The organism is Streptomyces racemochromogenes (assembly GCF_039535215.1).
GTDB lineage: Bacteria > Actinomycetota > Actinomycetes > Streptomycetales > Streptomycetaceae > Streptomyces > Streptomyces racemochromogenes.
In genome coordinates this window covers 2,171,961-2,195,170 of record NZ_BAAAWT010000001.1, presented here as the reverse complement: position 1 = coordinate 2,195,170, position 23,210 = coordinate 2,171,961, and the positions used below count along the sequence as shown (strand labels likewise).

The window sequence follows — 23,210 nt, the reverse complement described above, 5'->3', positions numbered from 1 at the left end:
CTCCGTGCCGTGTGGTGGTGATGGGGGCGTTTCCCGCCAGGATAATCCGCTTACCCCCGAGACCCTCCCGCCCGTCCGTCACCCGGCGCTACCTTGGACGCCCTTCACGGGGCGAGCGGGGAACGGGGGACCGGAGATGCCGGACGGGCGCACGGCAGGATCCGCGCGCGCCTTCGAGCTCCTCGAACCCCTCGTCCGGGCCGCCACCGTACGCGTCCACGCGCCCCCGGACGGGTATGAGACCCCCGGGACCGGGCCGACGTGGGGGAGCGGGTTCTTCATCGCCCCGGGCTGGGTCCTGACGTGCGCGCACGTGGTCGGCGAAGGGGGTGCTGCCGTGCGGCTGGCCGGGCGTGAGGTCGGCATCACCTTCTTCTCCGGCGGCACCGGCGGCACCGGCGGCACCGGAGGTTCCGCGGGCTTCGCCGGCTTCGGCGGCGACGGCGCCACCGGCACGGTCACGGGCCGGGTGGAATGCGTCCTGCCCGAACGGCTCGACGAGCGGCGGCCCGGCCGCCGCGCCCTGTGGGACCTGCCCGACCTGGCACTCGTCCGCGTCCTCGCCCCCGTCACCCACGCCTGCGTCTGGCTCACCGACAGGGCCAGACCCCGCCTCGACGACGCCGCCTACTTCGGCTGCACCGAGGAACTCGGCTTCCGCGAGATCACCGGCCGCACCACCCGGCTGCGCGGCATCGCCGCCGGCGGCGCCGCGATCCGCCTGGGCGACGACGACGAGATCGAAGCCGGCATGTCCGGCGGACCCGTCGTCGACCTCGCACGCGGAGAGGTCGTCGGCGTCGTCAAGGCCCGCCGCAGCGGCGCCGGCGGCGGCCTCGCCGTGTCCGTCGCCCAGCTGCGCACCCTGCCCATGGCCCCCACCGGCCAGACCGGCCTCTACCGCAGGGTCATGCAGGCCCACGACCTGTACCACTACGACCGGCACCTGAGCGACCTCGACAGCCGCAGGACCTGGACCGACGTCCACGACGAACTCCCCGACGGCGACGGCGGCCCCTACGGCGGCCGCGGCCGCCTCACCCCCGGCGAGCGCACCACCCTGTGCGGACTCCTCGCGGAACTGCCGCCACCCGGCTCGTCCGAGGCCGTACGGGAGCTCGCCGAGCAGGCCCGCGGCGAGGAGCCCGACACCACCCTGCCCGCCCCGCTCAGCTGGCGCGACGGCCTCGGCCTGCTCCACGACCCGCCCGGCGCCGGCGGCGAGGCCGCCGCCATGCTCCGCTACGCCACCGCCGTGAGCGTCGCCGACCACCGCGAGCCGCCCTCCCCCGGCGCCGACGAGGAACTGTGGGACTGGGTACGCGCCACCGCCGAGCGGCTGTGGCGCCCCCTGCGCCGGGAACTGGGCGAACGGCACGAACGCGGCCTCGCCGAGCGGGAACGCCGCCGCCGCGCCGCCGCCGGCCGGGAGGCGTACGGCCCCGCCCGGCACCGCGCCGGGCTGCCGCCGGGCCCCTCCGTGCTGCTGGAGGCCTGGGCGCACGGCTGGGAGGACGTCTACGACTGGCGGGTGTCCGTCCTGGCCGGCCCGGCCCGCCCCGACCGGGTCACCCCCGTCGCCGCCGGCGTACGCGCCACCCTGGCCGCCCTGCCCGACGCACTGCGCGCCCCGCTCGCCGAGGGGTTCCGCCGGTGCGACACCCACGAGGCGGCCGCGCTCCTCGAAGTCGCCGTCGCCCCCGAACTGTTCGGCCTCCGCGTCGACGAGTGGACCGTCTCGGGCGGGACGCCGGTCGGCGTGCAGCGGCCGGTGGTGTTCCGCTCCGGCGGCGGGGCCGTCCCCTCCGGCCGGTGGGCACGGGTACAGGCCGGCCCGCTCCTGGGCCAGCGGGCCGACTGCCTGCGCGGGCGGCCCCGCAGCCCCTCCCCGGGCTGGCTCGCCGGGCTGCTCGACAACACCGTCCCGGTGCTCTGCCGGGCGCCGGACACCGAACCGACCCTGGGCGCGCTGCACTCCGTACGCGAGGCCGGCTACGGGGTGGTGGTCTGCCGCAGGCCCCCCGCCGACCCGGGGGCCTCCTGCGCCCCCTTCCACCGGGGGCTGCGGGAGGAACTGGCCGAGGCGGGCCGGGGCGCGGTACTGCCGCAGCGCCTCCAGGCCCTGCGGCAACGGGCGTACGGGGCGGACCCCGACGCCTACTGGGCGGCCGGGCTGGCCCTCGTCTGGGACGACCCGGCCCGCGCGCTGCCCGAGGAAGAGCCGCTGCGGGGCGACCTGTGACGGCCCCCGCGCGGGCCGGCGGAGCGGCACGGGGAGGCAGAGCCGGCCCGGGGGACGGAGCGGCGTACGGGTGGTGCGGGACGTGTGGGAGGGAGCGGGCGTGAACGAGGAATGGCTCATCTACCGGGGCGTGGGCGAACCCCACGACGGGATCGAGGCCCTGCCCGAACCGCCGCCCTGGCGGGACTTCGACGGCGGACCCGCCGTCGAACCGGGCGGCCCCGCCGCCGCCCCCGACGGGAACGTCGCCCGCCGCCTCGGCGCCCACCGGCAGGCCGCCGAACTGCACCGGCCCGAACCGGAGGAACTGGAGGCCGTCAACGCCGCCCTCTACCTGCGCCGGCCCCTCCTCGTCACCGGCCACCCCGGCACCGGCAAGTCCACCCTCGCCCACGCCGTCGCCCACGAGCTGAAACTCGGCCGCGTGCTGCGCTGGCCCGTCGTGTCCCGCACCGTCCTCCAGGAGGGCCTCTACCGCTACGACGCCCTCGCCCGCCTCCAGGACGTCCAGATCGCCGCCGGAACCCGTTCCCCCGGCACCCCGCCCGGCATCGGCAGGTACATCCGGCTCGGCCCCCTCGGCACCGCCCTGCTGCCCACCGACCGCCCCCGCGTCCTGCTCGTCGACGAACTCGACAAGAGCGACATCGACCTGCCCAACGACCTGCTGAACGTCCTGGAGGAAGGCGAGTTCACCCTCCCCGAACTCGAACGCGTCGCCGACTCCGAACCCGAGGTGCAGGTCCTCACCGACGACGGCGCCAAGGTCACCGTCCGCGACGGCCGCGTCCGCTGCCGCGCCTTCCCCTTCATCATCCTCACCAGCAACGGCGAACGGGACTTCCCCGCCGCCCTGCTGCGCCGCTGCATCCAGCTCAAGCTCGGCCAGCCCGGCGAGAAACGCCTCGCCACCATGGTCCGCGCCCACCTCGGCGAGGAGGCCGCCCAGCTCGGCGCCGACCTGATCCGGGAGTTCCTCACCCGCTCCCGCACCGAACTCGTCGCCGCCGACCAGCTGCTCAACGCCATCTACCTCACCCACTACGCCGCCCCGCCCAGCCGGGACGACCTCGCCGACCTGCTCATCCAGCGCCTCGACCGCCCGAGGTGAGCCGCGGTGCCCCAGGAACCCGCCCGCCCCGACGGGGCCGCGGCCGCGGACATCCGCACCCTCGCCGCCCTGCTGCGCGCCGCCGGCCTCGACCCGTCCGCCGAGGAACTCGCCGACGCGCTCTGGCTCGCCGCCCGGGCCGGCAGCGGTGCCGCCCGGCCCGCCGGCACCGCCCCCGAACCCGGCTCCGCCCACCCCGGGGAACCGGCCCGCCCGCCCGGACCCGCCGACACCGCCGGACCCCCCGAGCCGGCACCGGAGGAACCGGAGCCCGAGGACCCGGTCAGCCTCTACCCCGCCGGGAACCCCCCCGCCCCCGACACCGGCGCCGCCGCCGAGATCCCCGTCGCCGCAGGGGTCCCCGTACGCGTGCCCGGGGCGGCCGCACTGCCCCGGATCCTGGAGATCCAGCGGGCCCTGCGCGCCCTCCAGCGGCACCGGCCCCCCGGCCGCCCCACCCGCACCGTCCTCGACGAAGCCGGCACCGCCGAGGCCAGCGCCCGCGCCCTCGGCCTGGTCATCCCCGTCTTCCGGCCGGAGACCCGCCGCGAGGCGACCGTACGGCTCGTCATGGACGCCTCGCCCTCCATGGCCGTCTGGCGGGAGATGTTCGAGGAACTCCGCTCCGTGTGCGAGCGCCTCGGCGCCTTCCGCGACGTCCAGGCCCACCACCTCCACCGGCTCCCTGACGGAACCGCCGCCGTCGGCCGCGGCCCCGCACCCGGCCCCGGCCTCCGCTCCGGCGACCAGCTCCGCGACCCCACCGGCCGGGCCCTGACCATCGTCGTCTCCGACTGCGCCGGCCCGCTGTGGCGCGAGGGCCGGGCGCAGCGGCTGCTGCACCGCTGGGCCGAATGCGCGCCCTGCGCCGTCGTGCAGCCCCTCCCGCAACGGCTGTGGGCCCGCAGCTGGCTGCCCACCGAGCGCGGACTGCTGGAACGGGCCGGCGGGAGCGGGGGCGCGGGCGGCGGACCCGCGCTGCGGTTCCGGCCCGACCGGCCGCCCCGGCCCGGCCGCCCCACCGGCGGCCTCACCGTGCCCGTGCTGCCGCCCAACGCCGGCGCCCTCGGCGCGTGGGCCCGGCTCGTCGCCGGACTCGGCACCGGCCCCGTCCCCGCCGAGGTCGGCCGCGTCCTCGCCCACCACCCCGCCGCCCCCGTGCCGCCGCCCCCCACCGCCCGGCCGCCCCGCGAACTCGTCCGCCGGTTCCGTTCCTCCGCCGCGCCCGGCGCCGTCCAGCTCGCCGTGTACCTCGCGGCGGCGCCGCTGACCCTGCCCGTCATGCGGCTCGTCCAGCGCACCATGCTGCCCGACTCGGAGCCCTCCGACCTGGCGGAGGTCCTGCTCGGCGGCCTGCTGCGGCGCAGCGGCGAACCGGCCGGGCAGTGGTACGAGTTCGTACCCGGCGTCCAGGAGGTGCTGCTCGGGCCGCTGGGCCGGGACGAGGCCGCACTGGTGCTCAAGCACTGCTCCGAGTACGTCCTCGCCCACTTCGGGCGCGGCGTGCGCAACTTCCCCGCGCTGGCCGTCGCCCAGCTCACCGGAGAGCCCGCGGCCGAACCGGACACCACGCCCGCCCCCGGACCGGACGCCGGGTGGGACGGCGGCCGGGTGCCGCCCGGGCAGCTCCCGCAGGCCTTCGCGCAGGTCTCCGCCAAGGTCGTACGCCGCTACCTGCCGGGCCCGCCCGAAGAGGCCCCGGAATCCCCCGCACCGCCCGCCCCGCCCCCCGTCGCCGACCCGCCGACGCCCGGCCGCGCCCGGGCCGTCCGCGCCGCCCGCGACCGCCTCGCGGCGGGCCCGCCCGACGCCGACGCGCGGCCCCTGTACGAGTCCGCCGCCCTGCTGCGCCGGGCCGTGGCCGTCCCGCCCGGCCCGGACGACCCCCCGGAGGAGGCCGAGACCGAACTCGCCGGGGTACTGCTGCGCCTGTGGGCCGTCCAGCACGACCCCGAGCACCTCGACGAGGCCGAACGGGCCGCCACGGGCCTGCGCACCCCCGCCGGCCGGGCGGCGCTGGGCCGGGTGCTGTACGAGCGGGCCGTCGCGGCGGGCGCGGCCCCCGACCTGCTGACCGCCGCCGACCGGGAGTTCGCCGCCGCCGCCGCCGACCCCGCCCTGCACCGGGACTGCGCCGTCCTGCGGGCCCGCACCCTGCTCCGGCTGGCCGCGCTGCGCGACGACGCCGGGCCGCTGCACGAGGCACGGGCCACCCTGGAGCCGGTCGCCGCCGCGGAGGGGCCCCCGGACCCCGAACTCCTCCTGACCCTGGGCCGCGTCCTGGTCGCCCTCCTCCCGCGCACCCCGGACCCGGCGCAGCGCACCGCCCTGGCCGAGCGGGCCGCCGACACCCTGACCACCGCCCTGACGACCCTCCTCACCCCCGCCCCCGCCCCGGCCCCCGGCCCGGGCCCCGCTCCGGCCCCCGCCGACGCCCCCGGGCTCGCCGCGCGGGTGCGCGTCGAGCTGGGCGCGGCCCTGCGGTACCTGCCCGCCCGGCTGGAGGAGGCCGCCGCCCGGCTGGCACCCGCCCTGGAGGACCCGGCCGCGGACTCCGCGCTGCGGCTCGCCGCCCTGCTGGGCCTGGCCCGCGTGCACCGGGCCCGGTACCGGCGCGACGCCGACCCGACGGCGCTGGAGGACGCCGCCGAGGCGTACGGCCGGGCCCGGCGGCTGATCCCCCGGGACGGCGAGGCCTTCGGGGAGCTGCTGCCCGAGTGGGGCGACGCACTCCTGGACCGGGCCCGCGCCGCCGACGGACGGCGCTTCGCCTCCACCGCCGTCCGCGTGCTGCGCGAGAGCCGCGCCGCCGTGCCCCAGTCCGACCCCGGGGCGGCGTACCGGCTGCGGCGGCTGGCCGCCGGGCTGCGGCTGAGGCACGCCTACGAAGGGGACCTGGTCGACCTGCGGGAGGCCGAGTACCTGCTGGAGCTGGCCGTCCGGCAGGGCCAAGGCCCCCTGGACCGGGCCCGCGCCTGGCGGGAACACGGCGACGTCCAGCAGGAGATCCACGCCCACACCCGCACCGCCGACCGCCTCGACCGCGCGGCCGACTCCTACCGGCGGGCCTGGCGCGCCGCGCTGGAAGCCGACCGCGACGGCGACGCCGCAGCGGCACTGCCGCTCGCCGCCCGGGTCCAGGAACTGCGCGGCGAGGTCCTGGAACGCCTCGCCCGCCCCCGCGCCGCCCTGGACGCCTACCGGGCCGCCCTGGACCTCCTACAGCGCCTGGGCGAGGGAGACGGCGTCCCGGCCCGGGCCGTCCGGGCCCGCGTACGGGCCCTGGAGGCGGGCCCCTGAACCGTTTCCCCGCGCCGGGCGCAGGGAAAGGGCAGTGGACCACACACGACAAGGGGACGGGCAGCCCATGGGGACCGGACGTCAGGAAGCGGCAGCACCATCACCGGCCCGTCCGTGTCCCGGGCCGCGGCCCGGGCTCCCGGACCTCACCGGCATCGACCTGGCCGCACTGCGCGGGATCGACCACCCCGTGCTCGCCGAGATCATCGACGGCCTCGTCGACCGGGTCACGCACCCGGCCGAGATCCTCAACGCGTTCGACTCCGGCGTCGCCTGACGTCCCCCGACCCGCGCCGGAGTTGACCACTTTCCGCCGTTAGCCGGGCCCCCGCGGAGGGCAGGGATGGACCGTCCGCAGGGGAGAGGTACAGGCGATGAGCCAAGCGATCACGAGCGGTCCCGTGCCGCCCGTGCACCGGACCCTCGCAGGTCACGCCCGCCACGCCCGCTGGCCCTACGCCCGGCTCGACGTCCCGGGCCTGCGCGCCGCCGGCCACCGCCCGTACCCCGTCCGGCAGTTCGTCCTCAAGACCCACAGCCGCTGCAACCTCGCCTGCACCTACTGCTACGTCTACGAGATGGCCGACCACAGCTGGCGCACCCGACCCGCCACCATGGCCCCCGCCACCGCCCGGCGCGCCGCCGAACGGATCGCCGAGCACGCCGCCGCCCACCGACTGCCCCGCGTGGATCTCGTCCTGCACGGCGGCGAACCCCTCCTCGCCCCGCCCGCCGACCTCGCCGCCCCCGTGGAGGCCGTCCGCGCCGCCGTCGCCCGGCACGCGCCCCGCACCCGCGTCACCGCCGCCGTCCAGACCAACGGCACCCTGCTCACCGCCGGCCGGATCGCCGCCCTCGCCGCCGCCGGGATCCGGGTCGGCGTCAGCCTCGACGGCGGCCTGCCCGCCCACAACCGGCGCCGCCTCGACCACACCGGCCGGCCCGGCTTCCACGCCGCCGCGCGCGGCCTGCGCCTCCTCGCCCGCCACCCCGACAGCTACGCCGGGGTGCTCTGCGTGGTCGACATCGCCCAGGACCCGGTGGAGACGTACGAGTCCCTGCTCGCCTTCGCCCCGCCCAGCATCGGCCTGCTGCTGCCCCTGGCCAACTGGAGCACCCCGCCGCCCGGCCGGACCGGGCACGGGACCCCGTACGGCGACTGGCTCCTCGCCGTCTTCGAACGCTGGTGGCACGACGGGGCCCGGCGCACCAGGATCCGGATCTTCGAGGAGGTCATCGCCCTGCTCCTCGGCCTGCCCGCCGCCACCGAGACCCTGGGCCTGGCACCCGTCACCACCGCCGTGGTCGAGACCGACGGCAGCATCGAACAGGCCGATTCGCTGAAGTCCGCCTACGAAGGGGCCGCCGCGACCGGCATGACCCTGGACCACCACAGCTTCGACGACCTCCTCGACCACCCCGGCTTCGCCGCCCGCCAGCTCGGCCGGGACGCCCTCGCCGCCGGCTGCCGCGCCTGCGAACTCGTCGAAGTGTGCGGCGGCGGACACTACCCGCACCGCTACCGCGCCGGCGACGGCTTCCGCCAGCCGTCCGTGTACTGCGCCGACCTCCAGGCCGTCATCCGGCACGTCGCCCACGCCCTGCACCGGGCCGCCACCACCACCGGGCGGGCCGTCTCATGACCCACGGCACCGACACCGACGCCGGCACCGACGCCGGCACCGGCCTCCCCGGCCAGCGGACCGCCGCCGCACCCCCCGGAACGCCCCGGCCCGACCTCGCCCGGTTCGCCGTCAGCTCCCACACCCTGCGCGCCCTCGCCTCCACCGAACCCTCCGAAGAGGGCACCCGCCTCGTCCAGGACGTGCGCCGCTCCAAGCGGCTGCTCCTGCTGCGCGCCGTACTCGACGCCGCCCCCGGCCCGGAGACCGCCGAGCACTGGGCCCTGCTGGAGGAGGCCGAACGCCAGGACCCCGCGGCCGTGCACGACGTCCTGCACTACCCGGCCACCGGCGTCTGGGCCGAGGAGACCCTGCGCCGCCTGCACGCCCCCCAGGGACCCCCGCCCGACCTCGGCCACCTCGGGGCACTCGCCGCCGCCGCCGCGCTCCGCGCCGGAATCGGCTTCAAGACCACCCTGCGCCCCGTCAACGGCCGCCTCGTCCTGCCCACCCTCGGCCTGCTCCGCCCCCACGGCCCCGGCCGCCTCGCCCTCACCGAACGCTCCTGGGACACCGCCGACGCCCTCCCCCTGCACACCCTGCCCGGCGCTGCCACGACCTCCCTCGACGACCTCGACCCCTACCGGGTCCCGCCCTCCGGCACCGCCACCGGCCCGGCCGCCGTCCGCCCGGCCCGCCGGCTCACCCCCAAGGGCCACAAGCGCTGGGACATCCAGTGGTCCGGCGCGCACACCCTGCTGGGCCGCTACGACTGCGCCCGCGCCGAGGAGATCGGCCTGCTGCTGCGCTCCGTCGTCCCCCTCGCCGGCGGCTCCCGCTCCAGCGGCGCCACCCTCCCCGCCGCCGCCGGCTCCGTCCTGGCCCGCGCCCAGGCCCCGCCCGCCCTCGCCGCGACCCTGGTCCACGAGGTGCAGCACGGCAAACTCGCCGCCCTCGCCGACGTCCTCACCCTGCACACCGCCGACCGCACCCCCCGCCACTGGGCCCCCTGGCGCGCCGACCCGCGCCCCCTGGAAGGCCTCCTGCACGGCACGTACGCCCACCTCGCCCTCGCCGGGTACTGGCAGCACGCCGCCCTCTACGGAGCCCGCGGCGCCTGGGCCCAGCACGCCCGCATCCGCGCCCAGGTCGCCGCCGTCCTGCCCGCCCTGCGCGCCCACCCCGCGCTGACCGTCACCGGACGGGAGTTCGTCGACGGCATGGCCGCCGCCGAACGCGCCATGGACGCCACCCCGCCGCCCGGCGACCAGCACGCCGCGGCCCGCCGCACCCTGGAACGCGAACGCCGCGCCTGGTGCGCGGCACACCCCGAACTCGCCCCGTTCGTACGGGTATGACGCCCCGTCCCCTGCGGTACCTTTCAAGCCGCACCGCCCCGCACCCCGTCCAACGAACGGACCCCAGGGAGACGGCCGCATGACCGGTACCGCCATGCGTCAGGACCGCGACGGAGCCGCCCCCGCGCAGCGCTTCGTCATCAGCTTCGCGGGCTTCAACCGCCCCTGGGCGGTGTGGATCGCCCACCGTCTGGAGGAACACGGCCACCGCGTCGTCCTCCAGCGCTGGGACCCGCAGAGCAGTCCCGGCGGACTCACCGAGGCCCTCGACGACCTGGCCCGCGCCGGCGGCCGGATCCTCGTCGTCCTCAGCGAGCGCTACTTCTCCGCCGGCACCCACACCGACGAGGAGTGGAACACCGCCCTGCGCACCGTCACCGCCTCCCACCCCGACCGGTTCGCCGCCGTCTGCCTCACCGACGCCCCGCTGCCCAGCGCCGTCGCCGCCCTGGAGAAGACCGACCTGTGGGGCCTGGACGCCTACGAGGCCGAATACCGCGTACTGCGCCGCCTGGACCTCCCGACCGACCGCATCGGCACCGAGAGCGGCCGCCGCGGCCCCCGCTTCCCCAACGACCCGCCCGAGATCTGGGGCCGCGTCCCGCGCCGCAACCCCCGCTTCACCGGCCGCAACGACGTCATCGGCCGCCTGCGCGACGCCCTCACCGAGGCCCCGCCCGGCGCCTCCACCGTCACCCTGCTCGGCCTCTCCGGCGTCGGCAAGACCCAGGTCGCCACCGAGTACGCCTACCGCTTCGCCTCCGAGTACGACGTCGTCTGGTGGGTCCCCGCCGAGGACCGGCCCACCCTGCGCGAACGCCTCGCCGACCTCGCCCCCGCGCTCGGCCTGCCCCGCGGCGCCGGCAGCTACGGCGAGCAGATCCGGGCCGTACTGGAGGCCCTGCGGCGCGGAACCCCCTACCACCGCTGGCTCATGGTCTTCGACGGCTGCGACAACCCCGACGACCTCACCGACCTCCTGCCCTCCGGCGCCGGCGACGTCATCATCACCTCCCGCAACCGCGAATGGGCCGCCCGGCACACCAGCCTCGTCGAAGTCCCCCTCTACGCCCGCCCCGAGTCCGTCACCTTCATCCGCCGCCGCGCCCGCCGCCTCACCGGCGAGGAGGCCGACCAGCTCGCCGAAGCCCTGGAGGACTACCCCCTCGCCCTCGACCAGACCGCCGGCTGGCTCGCCGACTCCCCGCTCGGCGTCGGCGAGTACCTCACCCTCCTCCAGCACCGCCTCGACTCCCACGAGGCCGTCACCCTCTCCGACGACTACCCGCTGCCCTTCCCGACCGCCCTGGCCATACTCCTCAACAACGTCCGCGAGAACTTCCCCGACGCCCTCGCCCTGCTGCGGCTCTTCGTCTTCTTCGCCCCCGGCCGCGTCCCGCTGCGCCTGCTGCGCGAGTTCCCCGCCGACGGCGTCCCCGAACACCTCGCCGGCATCCTCAACGACCAGATCCGCTGGAACGCCGCCCTCAACAAACTCGTCCAGTTCTCCGTCGTCCGCCTGGAGTACTCCGACCTCTCCGTCGAGGAGGGCGGCGGTCTGGAAACCGTCCAGCTCCACCGCATGGTCCACAACATCGTCCGCGAGAACCTCGCCGAGGACGAGTCCGACCAGCTCTCCCGCGCCGTCCGCCAGGTCCTCGCCGCCGCCGACCCCGGCCGCCCCACCGACTCCCGGCTCTGGCCCCGCTACGCCGAACTCATCCCCCACCTCGACCACGCCGGCGTCCTCACCAGCAGCAACCCCCGCATCCAGAACTTCCTGCTGCACTGCCTGCGCTACCTGATGCTCGCCGGCGAGTACCGCACCTGCCTGCGCCTGTCCGAACAGACCGACGCCGTCTGGCGCGCCATGCTCGGCGACGACCACGACCAGGTCCGCGAGCTCAGCTACCACTACGGCGGCGCCCTGCGCATGCTCGGCCGCTTCCGGCAGGCCGAGACCCTCGCCCGCTCCGTCGCCGACCGGCTCCTCGCCGAACGCGGCGACCGCGACCTGGAAACCCTCCGCGCCACCAGCACCTACGCCGGAGTCCTCCTCAGCACCGCCAAGTTCGACGAAGCCCGCGAACTCCTGGAACACGCCTTCGCCACCTACCGCGAACTCCTCGGCGAGGACGACGCCACCACCCTGAACGCCCAGAACAACGTCGCCGTCGCCCTGCGCCTCCTCGGCCGCTACCAGGAGGCCTACGACACCGACCTCGACACACTGCGCCGCCGCGAACGCGTCCTGCGCGTCCGGCACATCGCCACCCTCTCCTCCGGCATCGGCTGCGCCATGGGCCTGCGCCTCATGGGCCGCTACCGCGAAGCCCTCGCCCGCCAGGAACAGGGCCTCAAACTCCACGTCCAGGTCCTCGGCGCCAACCACCCCCAGACCCTGCGCGCCGAACACAACCTCGGCCAGTGCCTGCGCCGCACCGGCGACATCCCCGGCGCCGGCTCCCGGCTGCGCAGCGTCCTGGAACGCTCCACCCGGGTCTTCGGCGCCGAGTTCCCCTGGACCCTGATGGTCGCCTCCGACTACGCCACCTACCTGCGCGAGTACGGGGACATCGAGGAAGCCCGCCGGATCTCCGAGGAAGTCGTACGCGGCTACCAGTCACAGCTCGGCCTCGCCCACCCCTACAGCATCGGCACCGTCGGCAACCTCGCCCTCGTGCTGCGCGCCCAGGGCGAGCGCAGCGCGGCCCTGAACCTCGCGGAACAGGCCCTGGTCGGCATGCGCGGCGCCCTCGGCGACCACCACCCCTGGACCCTGGGCTGCGCCCTCAACGCCACCGGCCACCGCAACATCACCGGCCGCCTGGACGCCGCCCTGGAACTCAGCCGGGAGACCCTGCGCGGAGCCGAACGGGTCCTGGGCCCCGACCATCCGATGGCCCTCAGCGCGCAGATCGCCCTCGCGGCGGACCTCCGCGCGGTCCGCGAGGACGCGGAGGCCTCGAAGCACGAGGAAGCCGGCCTCAAGGCGCTCACCCGCACCCTGGGCCCCCAACACGTCCACACGGTCTCGGCCCGCCAGCAGACCCGCCCCTACTGGGACTTCGAGCCCCAGCCGTAGCCCCGGCCGGGTGGTTCAGCCCCGCGACATTCCAGCCTCGCCGGCGTTTGAGGCGCGGGGTCAGGGGCGGAGCCCCGGCAGTGGCGGCAGAGCCGGAAGGCCCGGCCCCCAGGTGGGGGGCCGGGCCTTCCGTCATGTGCAGGTCGCGTCAGCGACTAGGCCTCGAAGACCTCGTTGATCAGCAGCTGCTGCTCCGCCTGGTGGCGCTTGGCGGAACCCACCGCCGGCGACGAGCCGTGCGGACGCGAGACGCGCCGCAGGCGCTCGCCCGCCGGGATGTCCGCGCCGACCGCCAGGTCGAGGTGGTCGATCAGGTTCAGCGCGATGAACGGCCACGCACCCTGGTTCGCCGGCTCCTCCTGCGCCCAGATGTACTTCGCCGCGTTCGGGAACTTGGCGATCTCCGCCTGGAGCTCCGCACCCGGCAGCGGGTACAGGCGCTCGATGCGGATGATCGCGGTGTCCGTGATGCCGCGCTTCTCCCGCTCGGCCTCCAGGTCGTAGTAGACCTTGCCCGCGCAGAAGACGACCTTGCGGACCGCGTTCGGGTCCACCGTCGAGTCGCCGATGACCGGACGGAAGGAACCGCTCGTGAACTCCTCCGCCTTCGACGCCGCCGCCTTCAGACGCAGCATCGACTTCGGGGTGAAGACGATCAGCGGCTTGTGGTGCGGGTTGTGGACCTGCCAGCGCAGCAGGTGGAAGTAGTTCGACGGCAGGGTCGGCATCGCGACCGTCATGTTGTCCTGCGCGCACATCTGGAGGAAGCGCTCCGGGCGGGCGGACGAGTGGTCCGGGCCCTGGCCCTCGTAGCCGTGCGGCAGCAGCAGCGTGACGCCGGAGGTCTGGCCCCACTTCTGCTCGGCCGAGGAGATGAACTCGTCGACGATGGTCTGCGCACCGTTGACGAAGTCACCGAACTGGGCCTCCCACAGGACCAGCGCGTCCGGACGGGCCAGCGAGTAGCCGTACTCGAAGCCCATGGCCGCGTACTCGGAGAGCAGCGAGTCGTAGACGTTGTAGCGGGCCTGGTCGTCCGACAGGTACAGCAGCGGCGTGTAGTCCTCGCCGGTCTCCCGGTCGATGAGGACCGCGTGGCGCTGGCCGAACGTGCCGCGGCGGGAGTCCTGGCCGGACAGCCGGACCGGGGTGCCCTCCATCAGCAGCGAACCGAAGGCCAGGGTCTCGCCCATGCCCCAGTCGATGGTGCCGTCGTCGATCATCGCCGCGCGGCGCTGCAGCTGCGGCAGCAGACGCGGGTGGACCGTGACGCCGTCGGGGATGTTGACCTGGGCCTCGGCGATCCGCTTGACGACGTCCTGCGAGATCGCCGTGTTCACGGCGACCGGGAAGTCGGGCTGCGGGGCCGGGACCGGAGCGGCGACCGCGGGCTGCGTGGCGGCCTCGCGGACCTCCGCGAAGACCTTCTCCAGCTGGCCCTGGAAGTCCTGGAGCGCCTGCTCGGCCTCTTCCAGCGTGATGTCGCCGCGACCGATGAGGGACTCGGTGTACAGCTTGCGCACCGAGCGCTTCTTGTCGATCAGGTCGTACATCAGCGGCTGCGTGAACGCCGGGTTGTCGGACTCGTTGTGGCCGCGGCGGCGGTAGCAGATGAGGTCGATGACCACGTCCTTGTTGAACGCCTGGCGGAACTCGAAGGCCAGACGGGCAACGCGCACGACCGCTTCCGGGTCGTCGCCGTTCACGTGGAAGATCGGCGCCTCGATCATGCGGGCCACGTCGGTCGCGTACATCGAGGAACGCGAGGACTCCGGGGCGGCGGTGAAGCCGACCTGGTTGTTGATCACGACGTGAACGGTGCCGCCGGTGCGGTAGCCGCGCAGCTGCGACATGTTCAGCGTCTCGGCGACCACGCCCTGGCCGGCGAACGCGGCGTCGCCGTGCAGCGCCAGCGGCAGGACGGTGAAGTCCGTGCCGCCCTTGTTGATGACGTCCTGCTTGGCGCGGGCGACACCCTCCAGGACCGGGTCCACCGCCTCCAGGTGGGAGGGGTTGGCGACGAGCGAGACCTTGATCTGCTCGCCGTCCAGGCCGGTGAAGGTGCCCTCGGCGCCCAGGTGGTACTTGACGTCGCCGGAGCCGTGCATGGACTTCGGGTCGAGGTTGCCCTCGAACTCGCGGAAGATCTGCGCGTACGACTTGCCGACGATGTTCGCCAGGACGTTCAGGCGGCCGCGGTGGGCCATGCCGATGACGACCTCTTCGAGGCGGGCCTCGGCGGCCGAGTCGATGACGGCGTCGAGCAGCGGGATGACGGACTCGCCGCCCTCCAGGGAGAAGCGCTTCTGGCCGACGTACTTCGTCTGCAGGAAGGTCTCGAAGGCCTCGGCCGCGTTCAGGCGGCGCAGGATGCGCAGCTGCTCCTCGCGCTCCGGCTTGGTGTGCGGGCGCTCGATGCGGTCCTGGATCCAGCGGCGCTGCTTCGGGTCCTGGATGTGCATGAACTCGACGCCGGTGGTGCGGCAGTACGAGTCGCGCAGCACGCCGAGGATGTCGCGGAGCTTCATCATCGACTTGCCGGAGAAGCCGCCGACCGCGAACTCGCGCTCCAGGTCCCACAGGGTGAGGCCGTGCTCGGTGATGTCCAGGTCGGGGTGCTTGCGCTGCTTGTACTCCAGCGGGTCGGTGTCGGCCATGACGTGGCCGCGGACCCGGTAGGAGTGGATCAGCTCGAAGACGCGGGCGGCCTTCGTGACGTCGTCGTCGTGCGAGGCGTCGATGTCGCGGTTCCAGCGGACCGGCTCGTACGGGATCCGCAGGGACTCGAAGACCTGGTCGTAGAAGCCGTCCTCGCCGAGGAGCAGGTTCGCGACGATGCGCAGGAACTCGCCGGAGGCCGCGCCCTGGATGACCCGGTGGTCGTAGGTCGAGGTCAGGGTCATGACCTTGGAGATGCCCAGCTTGTTCAGGGTGTCCTGCGAGGTGCCCTGGAACTCGGCGGGGTAGTCCATGGAGCCGACGCCCATGATGACCGACTGTCCGGGCATCAGGCGGGGCACCGAGTGGACGGTGCCCAGGCCGCCGGGGTTGGTCAGCGAGACGGTGACGCCGGTGAAGTCGTCCATCGTCAGCTTGCCGACGCGGGCGCGGCGCACGATGTCCTCGTAGGCCTGCCAGAACTCGAAGAAGTTGAGGGTCTCGGCCTTCTTGATGCCGGCGACGACGAGCTGACGGTCGCCGTTCGGCTTCACGAGGTCGATCGCGAGGCCGAAGTTCACGTGCTCCGGCTTGACCAGGGTCGGCTTGCCGTCCTTCTCCGCGAAGGAGTGGTTCATCGACGGCATGGCCTTGATGGCCTGCACCATCGCGTAGCCGATGAGGTGGGTGAAGGAGATCTTCCCACCGCGGGCGCGCTTGAGGTGGTTGTTGATGACGATGCGGTTGTCGAACAGCAGCTTCACCGGGACGGCGCGGACGGACGTGGCCGTCGGGACGTCGAGGGAGGCGTTCATGTTCTTGGCCACGGCGGCGGCCGGGCCGCGGAGCGTCACCAGTTCGGGGCCGGCGGGGGCCTCGGTGGCGGGCGCGGCCTTCTGAGCCGGAGTGGTGGCGGCGGCCGGAGCCTGGGCCTGAGGGGCGGGCGCGGCCGGTGCGGCGGCCGGGGCCTGGGAGGTGACAGTCACAGCAGGGGCACCAGAGGGGGTGGCAGGAGCAGGGGCAGGAGCTGACACAGGTGTGGGCGCGGCTGCGGGCGCGGCCGGCGCCGCCCCCGTGGCGGCGTCGACGGCCTGGGGAACCCCGGCGGTGGCGGTGGCGGCCTGTGCGGAGGCGCCGTCCGTCGTCGGGGTCTTGGTGGGTTCGGCCGCCTTCACCGGGGCGGCAGCGCCCCCCGGCTTGTAGTCGGCGAAGAAGTCCCACCAGGCCCGGTCGACCGAACTCGGGTCCTGGAGGTACTGCTGATAGATCTCGTCGACGAGCCACTCATTCGCGCCGAAGCCTGAGGCGGGGTTCTTCCCGCCCTCTGCTGCTTCGGTCGTGGTGCTCGGGTTACTGGGGGACTGTGGCGACACGGCGGCAACCGCCCTCTTCCGCTTCACAAGGTATGGACAGCGGGGATAAAGGCTACGCCTCCCAGGGCGTGTGATGCAGGCCGGGCGGGACTTCCGTCGTGCAGGTCACACCGAACGGCGGGTTTCACCCATCGGAATGGCGGGAAACAAGCGTGGTTCGGGTAGGGGACAGCCAGGTTGCGACCCCCTAGGCCTCGCACCCCTGACGACCCCGGGCACGTGTGGCCGAGATCATGTCCTTCCCACTCGAACCCTACGTCAAGAAGGGACCTGTGAGCTGCCCGGAAGGGTGACAAGGATCCGGCAACCCCGTGACGATTCGGCCACGCCGATGTGCCCGCCGTGCAGGCCCACCGCCCAGCGCGCGATGGCCAGCCCCAGACCGGTGCCCCCGTCGCCGCCCGCGTCCCCGCCCCCGCCGGAACCCCGGTTGAAGCGCTCGAAGACCCGGTGCCGTTCCGCCTCCGGAATCCCGGGACCCTCGTCCACGACCTCCAGCGCCAGGCTCCCCGGGGCCGCCCCGGCCCGCGCCCGGACCGTGACCCGGCCGTGCGCCGGACTGTGCTTCACCGCGTTGTCGATCAGGTTCGCCACCACCTGGTGCAGCCGTTCCGCGTCCGCGTACGCGGTCAGCTCCGGAGGGTGCACATCCAGATGAAGATGCACGTCATTACGGGTATGCCCACCCGAACCGGACGACAGCCCCGGCCGCCCCGCGGCCGCCAGCCCCGACTCCTTCAGCACCCCCGACAGGTACGGCCACACCTCGAACCGGCGCGCCTTCAACGGCACCACACCGTTGTCCACCCGCGACAGGTCCAGCAGCGTGTCCACCAGCCGGCCCAGCCGCTCCGCCTGCTTCAGCATCGTCCGCATGGTCTCCGGATCGGCCTCCGAGACCCCGTCCACCACGTTCTCCAGCACCGCCCGCAACGCGGCGATCGGAGTCCGCAGCTCGTGCGAGACGTTCGCCACCAGCTCTCGACGGTGCCTGTCCTCGGCCTCCAGGTCATCGGCCATCCGGTTGATCGTCGACGCCAGGTCACCCAGCTCGTCACGGCGCCCGGCACCCCGCACCCGGCGCGTGTAGTCCCCGTGCGAGATCGCCCGGGCCACCGTCGTCATCTCGTCCAGCGGCGCCGTCAGACCGTGCGCCACGAACTGGGTGATCAGCATCGACGCGATCACCGAGAAGACCGTGATGAACCGCAGCTCCGTGGCCGTGCGCAGGGCCACCATCAGCAGCCCCGTCGTGATGAACACCGACACCACGACGAGCACGCCCAGCTTCGTCTTGATCGAGAACGGCGAGTAGGGCCGCAGACCCGGCCCCCGCGGCGGGCCGCTCACGACTGCGCCGGGGTCTCCAGGGCGTACCCGACGCCGTGGACCGTACGGATCCGGTCCGCACCGATCTTCCGCCGCAGCGCCTTGATGTGGCTGTCGACCGTACGGGTCCCCGACGCGTCCGCCCAGTCCCACACCTCCGCCAGCAGCTGCTCCCGCGAGAGCACCGCACGCGGCGTCCCCGCCAGGCACACCAGCAGGTCGAACTCCGTCGGCGTCAGGTGCACGTCCTCCGCCTGCACCCGCACCCTGCGCTGCGCGTGGTCGATCTCCAGGTCGCCCAGCCGCAGCGTCGCCCCGCGCGGAGCCGTCGCGGCCAGCGTGGCCCGCTCCACCCGGCGCAGCAGCACGTGGACCCGCGCGGCCAGCTCGCGCATCGAGAACGGCTTCGTCATGTAGTCGTCCGCTCCGACCCCGAGCCCGACCAGCATGTCGGTCTCGTCGTCCCGGGCCGTGAGCATCAGCACCGGGACCGGCCGCTGCGCCTGGACCCGGCGGCAGACCTCCAGCCCGTCGAAGCCGGGCAGCATGACGTCCAGCACCAGCAGCTCGGGCTGCCAGCTCTCCGCGGCCGCGACGGCGGCCGGGCCGTCGTAGGCCGTCTGCACCTGGAAGCCCTCGGCCCGCAGCCGCGCCGCGATGGCGTCGGCGATGGTGCGGTCGTCCTCGACCACGAGCACGCGCCGCTGGGCACCTGGAGTGGCCGCGGCGACGCTGTGGGTGGTGTGTGTCTGTTCCATGTCCCGCCCCTGAAGATCCCGCGTGATGGGGTGCAGCGTAGAGGAGGCACCGGCCTGCGGCCATGCGGGGTTCCGACAGGAGCCGGGGTCATCCGGAATCAGAGATTCATCCCGTCGGGTCGAATCCGGGCAGCGCGTCCAGCACCTTCCGGAGGCCCGGAGCCAGCTCCGTCTGGTCCGCCGTGACCTCGGAACCGCCGTGCACGAAGGCGTACGTGAACCCGTCGTAGACCGGCGGATCGGCCGTCGCCACCCGGGGCAGGTGCGCGAGGTCCGCCTCCCGCAGCGCGGTGCGCAGCGCCTCCAGCCGGGCCGGCTCCAGCTTCCCGGAGCGCAGGTCACGGGCCTTGCCGTCGAGGAGGGTCCAGGAGCCGTCGCCCTTGACCAGGACGGTCCGCGTCTGGCCCGCGAAACCGCCGCTGCGGGTCACGCGCACGAGGGTCCCGGCGGTCGTCCCGGTCGCCGCGGGGGACGTGGGGGCGGGCGAGGGTGTCGCGGGCGCAGGCGTCGCGGGCGGTGACGTCGTGGGCGGGGGCGTCGCCGGCCCCGTCGCCGTCGGGGCCGCCGTCGCGTCCGGAGGCCCCCCGGACCCGCCGCCGCAGCCCGCCAGCACCAGCACCGCGCCCAGCAGCACCACCGTCGCGGCCCAGGCCGCCCGGATCGCTCGCACACCCACCTCCGCAGGTACTCCGACCGAACACCGAGTATGGAGCCCCCGCCCCCCGACCGAAAGCACCCGGAGGCCGCCATCCGCCGCATCACCCCCTGGCGCGCGCTGCCCCCGCTGACCGCCGTGCTCCTCGGGCTGTGGGGCCTGCCGCGCGGCCCCGGCGGCGGGAGCATGTGGCGCGACGAGTCCACCACCTGGCAGGTCGCCCACCGCCCCCTGCGCGGACTGTGGGAACTGCTCGGGCAGGTCGACGCGGTGCACGGCCTCTACTACCTGCTGATGCACGGAGTCTTCGCCCTCTGGGACGGCGGCCCCTGGGCCCTGCGGCTGCCGTCCGTGGCCGGCACGGCCCTCGCCGCCGCCGGAGTGGCCGCCGTGGCCCACCGGCTGGCGGGCGAGCGGGCCGCACTGCTCGCCGGCACCGCGTACGCCGTGCTGCCGCCGGTGCAGGCGTACGCGCAGGAGGGGCGCTCGTACGCCCTGGTCGCGGCGGCCGTGGCCTGGGCGACGTACCTGATGCTGCGCGAGCGGTGGGCGGCCTACGCGGTGGTGCTCCTGCTGGGCTGCTGGCTGCACGAGTTCGCCGTACTGGCCCTGCCGGCGCACGCCTTCGCCGCGGGGCGGGCGCCGGGCTGGCGCCGGGCGGCGGGGGCCGTCCTCGCCGGGCTGCTCCCGCTGGCCCTGGTGAGCGCGCGGCAGGCGCCGGCGCAGCTGGGCTGGCTGGGGCGGCCGTCGTGGCAGGACTGGACGGCGTACGCGGTCCTGGCGGCGGCGGTGGCCCTGCTGGCGCGGGGGGCCGGGGACCGGGACCTCGTACGGGTGGCCGTGCCGCTGGCGCTGCTGCCCCCCGGGCTGCTGATGGCGGTCTCGCTCGCGCACCCCTGGTACGTCGACCGGTACGTCCTGTACGCGCTGGCCGGCCTCGCCGTGCTGGCCGGGGCGCGGGGGAGCGGGACGCGGACGCGGTGGGTGCCGTGGCTGCTGGCCGGGGTGCTGCTGGTGCCCCTCGCGGGGTGGTCGGTGTGGCTGCGCACCCCCCAGGCGCGCAAGGACGACGCCCTCGCCGTCGCGGCGGCGGTGCGGGAGCGGGCCCGGCCGGGGGACGCGGTGCTGTTCATGCCGTCCCGGCGGCGGGAGTGGCTGCTGTCGTCACCCGGGGCGTACGGCTCCCTGCGGGACGTCGCCCTGTCCCGCACCCCGGCGCAGTCCCGCACCCTGCACGGCACGGAACTCCCGGCGGACGCCGTCCGGGCGGCGGTCCTGGCCTCCCCGAGGGTGATAGCCCTGCTGGACCCGCCGGACCAGCCGCTGGACCGCGACCCCGCGGAGGCGGCGAAGCGCGAGGCCCTGGCGCGGTCGTTCGACCGCTGCTCGGTGACCCCGGTCCGCGGGGCCAGGGTGGCGGTGTACGCCTGGCGGGGGACGTGCGGGTGAGGGGGCGCGGCGCGGGGGCGCGGGGGCGCGGGGGCCGGCGTCTGAAGCCGGCCGGGGGGACACCGCCTTCCGCGGCCCCGGCCCCAACGCCGCCTCCCCGGGCCGGGGATGGCCCAGGATGGGTGCGGACCGTGTTCGACGCCGCGCCCGGAGGTTTCCGCATGCCCGTACCCGAGATGCCCGTACCCGAGATGCCCGCACCCGGGTTGCCCGGCCCCCTCGTCGGCAGCGGCTGGCTCGCGGAGCGGCTCGGCCGGGTCGTGGTGTTCGACGCCTCCGTCGGGGCGCACCGGGGGGCTCCCGTGCGGATTCCCGGAGCGCGGCCCTTCGACCTCGACGGCGCCCTCAGCGACCACGCGGCCGCGGTCCCGCACACCATGCCCTCCCCGGCGGACTTCGCCGAGGCCCTCTGCGGGCTCGGGGTGCACGACACCGACACCGTGGTCGTGTACGACGGTGCCGGGATCTACTCCAGCGCCCGCGCCTGGTGGATGCTGCGCGCCATGGGCTTCGACCGGGTGGCCGTGCTGGACGGGGGCCTGCCCGCGTGGGTGGCCGCCGGGCTGGACGTCGAGGCCGGGGCGGCGGCGTACGAGGGGCCGCGCGGCTCCTTCACCGCCCGGCCCAGGTCCGGGCTGCTGGTGGACGCCGGCACCGTCGCCGACGCGCTCAGCGACCCCGCCGCAGCCGTGTTCGACGCCCGGAGCCGGGAGCGGTTCGCCGGGACCGCCCCCGAGCCGCGGCCGGGGTTGCGGGGCGGGCACATGCCGGGCGCGGTGAACCTGCCGTTCGGCGAACTCCAGGGGCCGGACGGCCTGATGCGGCCCGCCGGGGAACTGCGCGCGGCGTTCGGGGCGTTGGCCGGGGACAGGGAGCGGCTCCTCTTCAGCTGCGGTTCCGGCGTCACGGCCTGCGTGCTCGCGCTGGGGGCGACCCTGGCGGGGTACGGGCGGACCGCGGTGTACGACGGGTCGTGGAGCGAGTGGGGCCTGCCCTCGCAGCGGCGGCCGGTGGTGACGGGGCCCTGAGGGTGGGGCCAGCACCACCCCGGTCCGGGATGCCCGCACCAGCGCGGTTCCGCGTGCCGTTGGACAGACTCGCCCCATGGCACCTCACACCACCTCGCTCCGCCTCGCCGCCACCGCCGCCGGGGCCGCCCTCCTCCTCGGCGGCTGCGCGCTGACGGGCGCCGGCCCGGCCAGGACCCTCGATGCCGACGCCACCGTCCCCGAGGCGGTCACGGCGGTGGAGCTGACCGGCGTCCGCAGCGGCGACGTCGAGGTGGCCCCCGGCTCCGGCCCCGGGGTCACCGTCCGCCGGGTGGTCCACTACCGGGGGAGCGCGGAGCCCCGGCCCGGACAGCGGGTGTCGGGCGGGGTGCTGACCTTCAGCGACGGCTGCGGGGACGACTGCTGGATCGACTACCGCCTGGAGGTCCCGGCCGCGGTCCGGGTGAAGGTCGAGAGCAGCAGCGGGGACATCACGGTGCGGGGCGTCGCCCGGGCCGAGCTGACCGCGGCGTCCGGCGACGTCCGGGCCGAGGGGATCACCGGCCCGCTGAAGGTGCGTACCGCTTCGGGGCGGATCACGGCCACCGGTCTGGAGGGGGCCGACGCCGAGTTCCGGGCCGCCTCCGGGGACGTGGACGCCGGCTTCGCGAAGGCACCGGCCTCGGTCTCCGTCACCAGCAGCTCGGGCGACGTGACCCTGCGGGCGCCGCGGGCCCCGTACCGGGTGTCCGTGGACACCGCCTCGGGCGACCGGGAGAACGCCCTCGGCGACACCCCGGCAGCCCCGTCCCGGATCGCGGTGCGCACCACCTCGGGCGACGTCCGCCTCCGCGCCCTCTAGGCGACCGCCACCGCGTCGACCTCCACCTCGACCAGCCAGGCCGGGTCGATGAAGCGGGCCACCTCGACGAACGTCGTCGCCGGGCGGACCGCGGCGAAGCGCTCGCCGTGGGCCCGCGCGGCCGCCTCCCAGGCGGTGATGTCGGTGAGCATGATCCGGGTCCGCACGACGTCGGCGAGCGAGGCGCCGGCCTCCTCCAGGGCGCGCTGCGCGATGTCGAGGCAGCGGACCGTCTGGGCGTGGACGTCGCCCGGGCCGACCGTGGAGCCGTCGTCCCCGATCGGGGCCGTGCCGGCGATGGCCACGTACGGCCCCGTGCGCACCGCGCGCGAGAAGCCGATCCGGGGTTCCAGCGGGGAGCCGGAGCTGACGGTCCGTCGTGTGTCTGCCATGCCGTCATGGTGCTACGACGGGCCCGC

General features: G+C 75.3%; 15 protein-coding genes. 10 read left to right on the top strand and 5 right to left on the bottom strand.

The window, feature by feature from the left end:
• The first annotated feature begins 136 nt into the window (after positions 1-136).
• The 7 genes from ABD973_RS09845 to fxsT all read left to right on the top strand — a co-directional run bounded on the left by ABD973_RS09845 (position 137) and on the right by fxsT (position 12,718).
• Positions 137-2,242 carry a VMAP-C domain-containing protein gene (locus ABD973_RS09845; protein WP_345499856.1) on the top strand — a complete coding sequence of 702 codons (2,106 nt, stop codon included), beginning with the start codon at positions 137-139 and terminating at the stop codon, positions 2,240-2,242.
• A gap of 100 nt (positions 2,243-2,342) precedes the next feature.
• On the top strand, positions 2,343-3,353 hold the full coding sequence (locus ABD973_RS09840; RefSeq protein ID WP_125602875.1) for an AAA family ATPase: 1,011 nt from the start codon (positions 2,343-2,345) through the stop codon (positions 3,351-3,353).
• Positions 3,354-3,359: 6 nt separating this feature from the next.
• On the top strand, positions 3,360-6,653 hold the full coding sequence (locus ABD973_RS09835; protein ID WP_345499854.1) for an SAV_2336 N-terminal domain-related protein: 3,294 nt from the start codon (positions 3,360-3,362) through the stop codon (positions 6,651-6,653).
• 67 nt (positions 6,654-6,720) lie between these two features.
• Positions 6,721-6,930, top strand: a complete 210-nt coding sequence (fxsA, locus tag ABD973_RS09830; RefSeq protein WP_125605580.1) for an FxSxx-COOH cyclophane-containing RiPP peptide — start codon at positions 6,721-6,723, stop codon at positions 6,928-6,930.
• Between the two features lie 97 nt (positions 6,931-7,027).
• The gene (locus tag ABD973_RS09825) at positions 7,028-8,296 is read left to right on the top strand and encodes an FxsB family cyclophane-forming radical SAM/SPASM peptide maturase (RefSeq protein WP_206436562.1); all 1,269 of its coding nucleotides are present in this window, start codon (positions 7,028-7,030) and stop codon (positions 8,294-8,296) included.
• The gene (locus ABD973_RS09820; protein WP_345499850.1) at positions 8,293-9,633 is read left to right on the top strand and encodes an HEXXH motif domain-containing protein; all 1,341 of its coding nucleotides are present in this window, start codon (positions 8,293-8,295) and stop codon (positions 9,631-9,633) included. Before ABD973_RS09825 ends, ABD973_RS09820 begins: the two co-directional genes overlap by 4 nt.
• 79 nt (positions 9,634-9,712) lie before the next feature.
• On the top strand, positions 9,713-12,718 hold the full coding sequence (gene fxsT / locus ABD973_RS09815) for an FxSxx-COOH system tetratricopeptide repeat protein (RefSeq protein ID WP_125603047.1): 3,006 nt from the start codon (positions 9,713-9,715) through the stop codon (positions 12,716-12,718).
• A gap of 155 nt (positions 12,719-12,873) precedes the next feature.
• Here fxsT and ABD973_RS09810 read toward each other — a convergent pair whose 3' ends face one another.
• The 4 genes from ABD973_RS09810 to ABD973_RS09795 form a co-directional block, all read right to left on the bottom strand.
• Positions 12,874-16,749, bottom strand: coding sequence for a multifunctional oxoglutarate decarboxylase/oxoglutarate dehydrogenase thiamine pyrophosphate-binding subunit/dihydrolipoyllysine-residue succinyltransferase subunit (locus tag ABD973_RS09810; protein WP_125603046.1), 3,876 nt, complete (start codon positions 16,747-16,749; stop codon positions 12,874-12,876).
• Positions 16,750-17,007: 258 nt separating this feature from the next.
• Positions 17,008-18,099: a HAMP domain-containing sensor histidine kinase gene (locus ABD973_RS09805; protein WP_125822482.1), complete on the bottom strand. Its 1,092-nt coding sequence runs from the start codon at positions 18,097-18,099 to the stop codon at positions 17,008-17,010.
• Complete coding sequence (locus ABD973_RS09800) at positions 18,096-18,836, bottom strand: response regulator transcription factor (RefSeq protein ID WP_007266510.1); 741 nt, start codon at positions 18,834-18,836, stop codon at positions 18,096-18,098. Before ABD973_RS09800 ends, ABD973_RS09805 begins: the two co-directional genes overlap by 4 nt.
• Before the next feature lie 106 nt (positions 18,837-18,942).
• Entirely contained in the window at positions 18,943-19,506 is a 564-nt protein-coding gene (locus ABD973_RS09795) for a hypothetical protein (protein ID WP_164720958.1), read from the bottom strand.
• 36 nt (positions 19,507-19,542) lie between these two features.
• On the opposite strand from ABD973_RS09795, the gene ABD973_RS09790 reads away from it, so the two are divergent.
• From ABD973_RS09790 to ABD973_RS09780, 3 genes are all read left to right on the top strand, one after another.
• On the top strand, positions 19,543-20,940 hold the full coding sequence (locus ABD973_RS09790; RefSeq protein ID WP_345499842.1) for a glycosyltransferase family 39 protein: 1,398 nt from the start codon (positions 19,543-19,545) through the stop codon (positions 20,938-20,940).
• 161 nt (positions 20,941-21,101) lie between these two features.
• The gene (locus tag ABD973_RS09785) at positions 21,102-21,968 is read left to right on the top strand and encodes a sulfurtransferase (RefSeq protein WP_345499840.1); all 867 of its coding nucleotides are present in this window, start codon (positions 21,102-21,104) and stop codon (positions 21,966-21,968) included.
• 76 nt (positions 21,969-22,044) lie between these two features.
• Positions 22,045-22,791 carry a DUF4097 family beta strand repeat-containing protein gene (locus ABD973_RS09780; protein ID WP_125822485.1) on the top strand — a complete coding sequence of 249 codons (747 nt, stop codon included), beginning with the start codon at positions 22,045-22,047 and terminating at the stop codon, positions 22,789-22,791.
• Here ABD973_RS09780 and ABD973_RS09775 read toward each other — a convergent pair.
• On the bottom strand, positions 22,788-23,183 hold the full coding sequence (locus tag ABD973_RS09775; protein ID WP_345499838.1) for a RidA family protein: 396 nt from the start codon (positions 23,181-23,183) through the stop codon (positions 22,788-22,790). The genes ABD973_RS09780 and ABD973_RS09775 overlap by 4 nt on opposite strands.
• Positions 23,184-23,210: the final 27 nt, after the last annotated feature.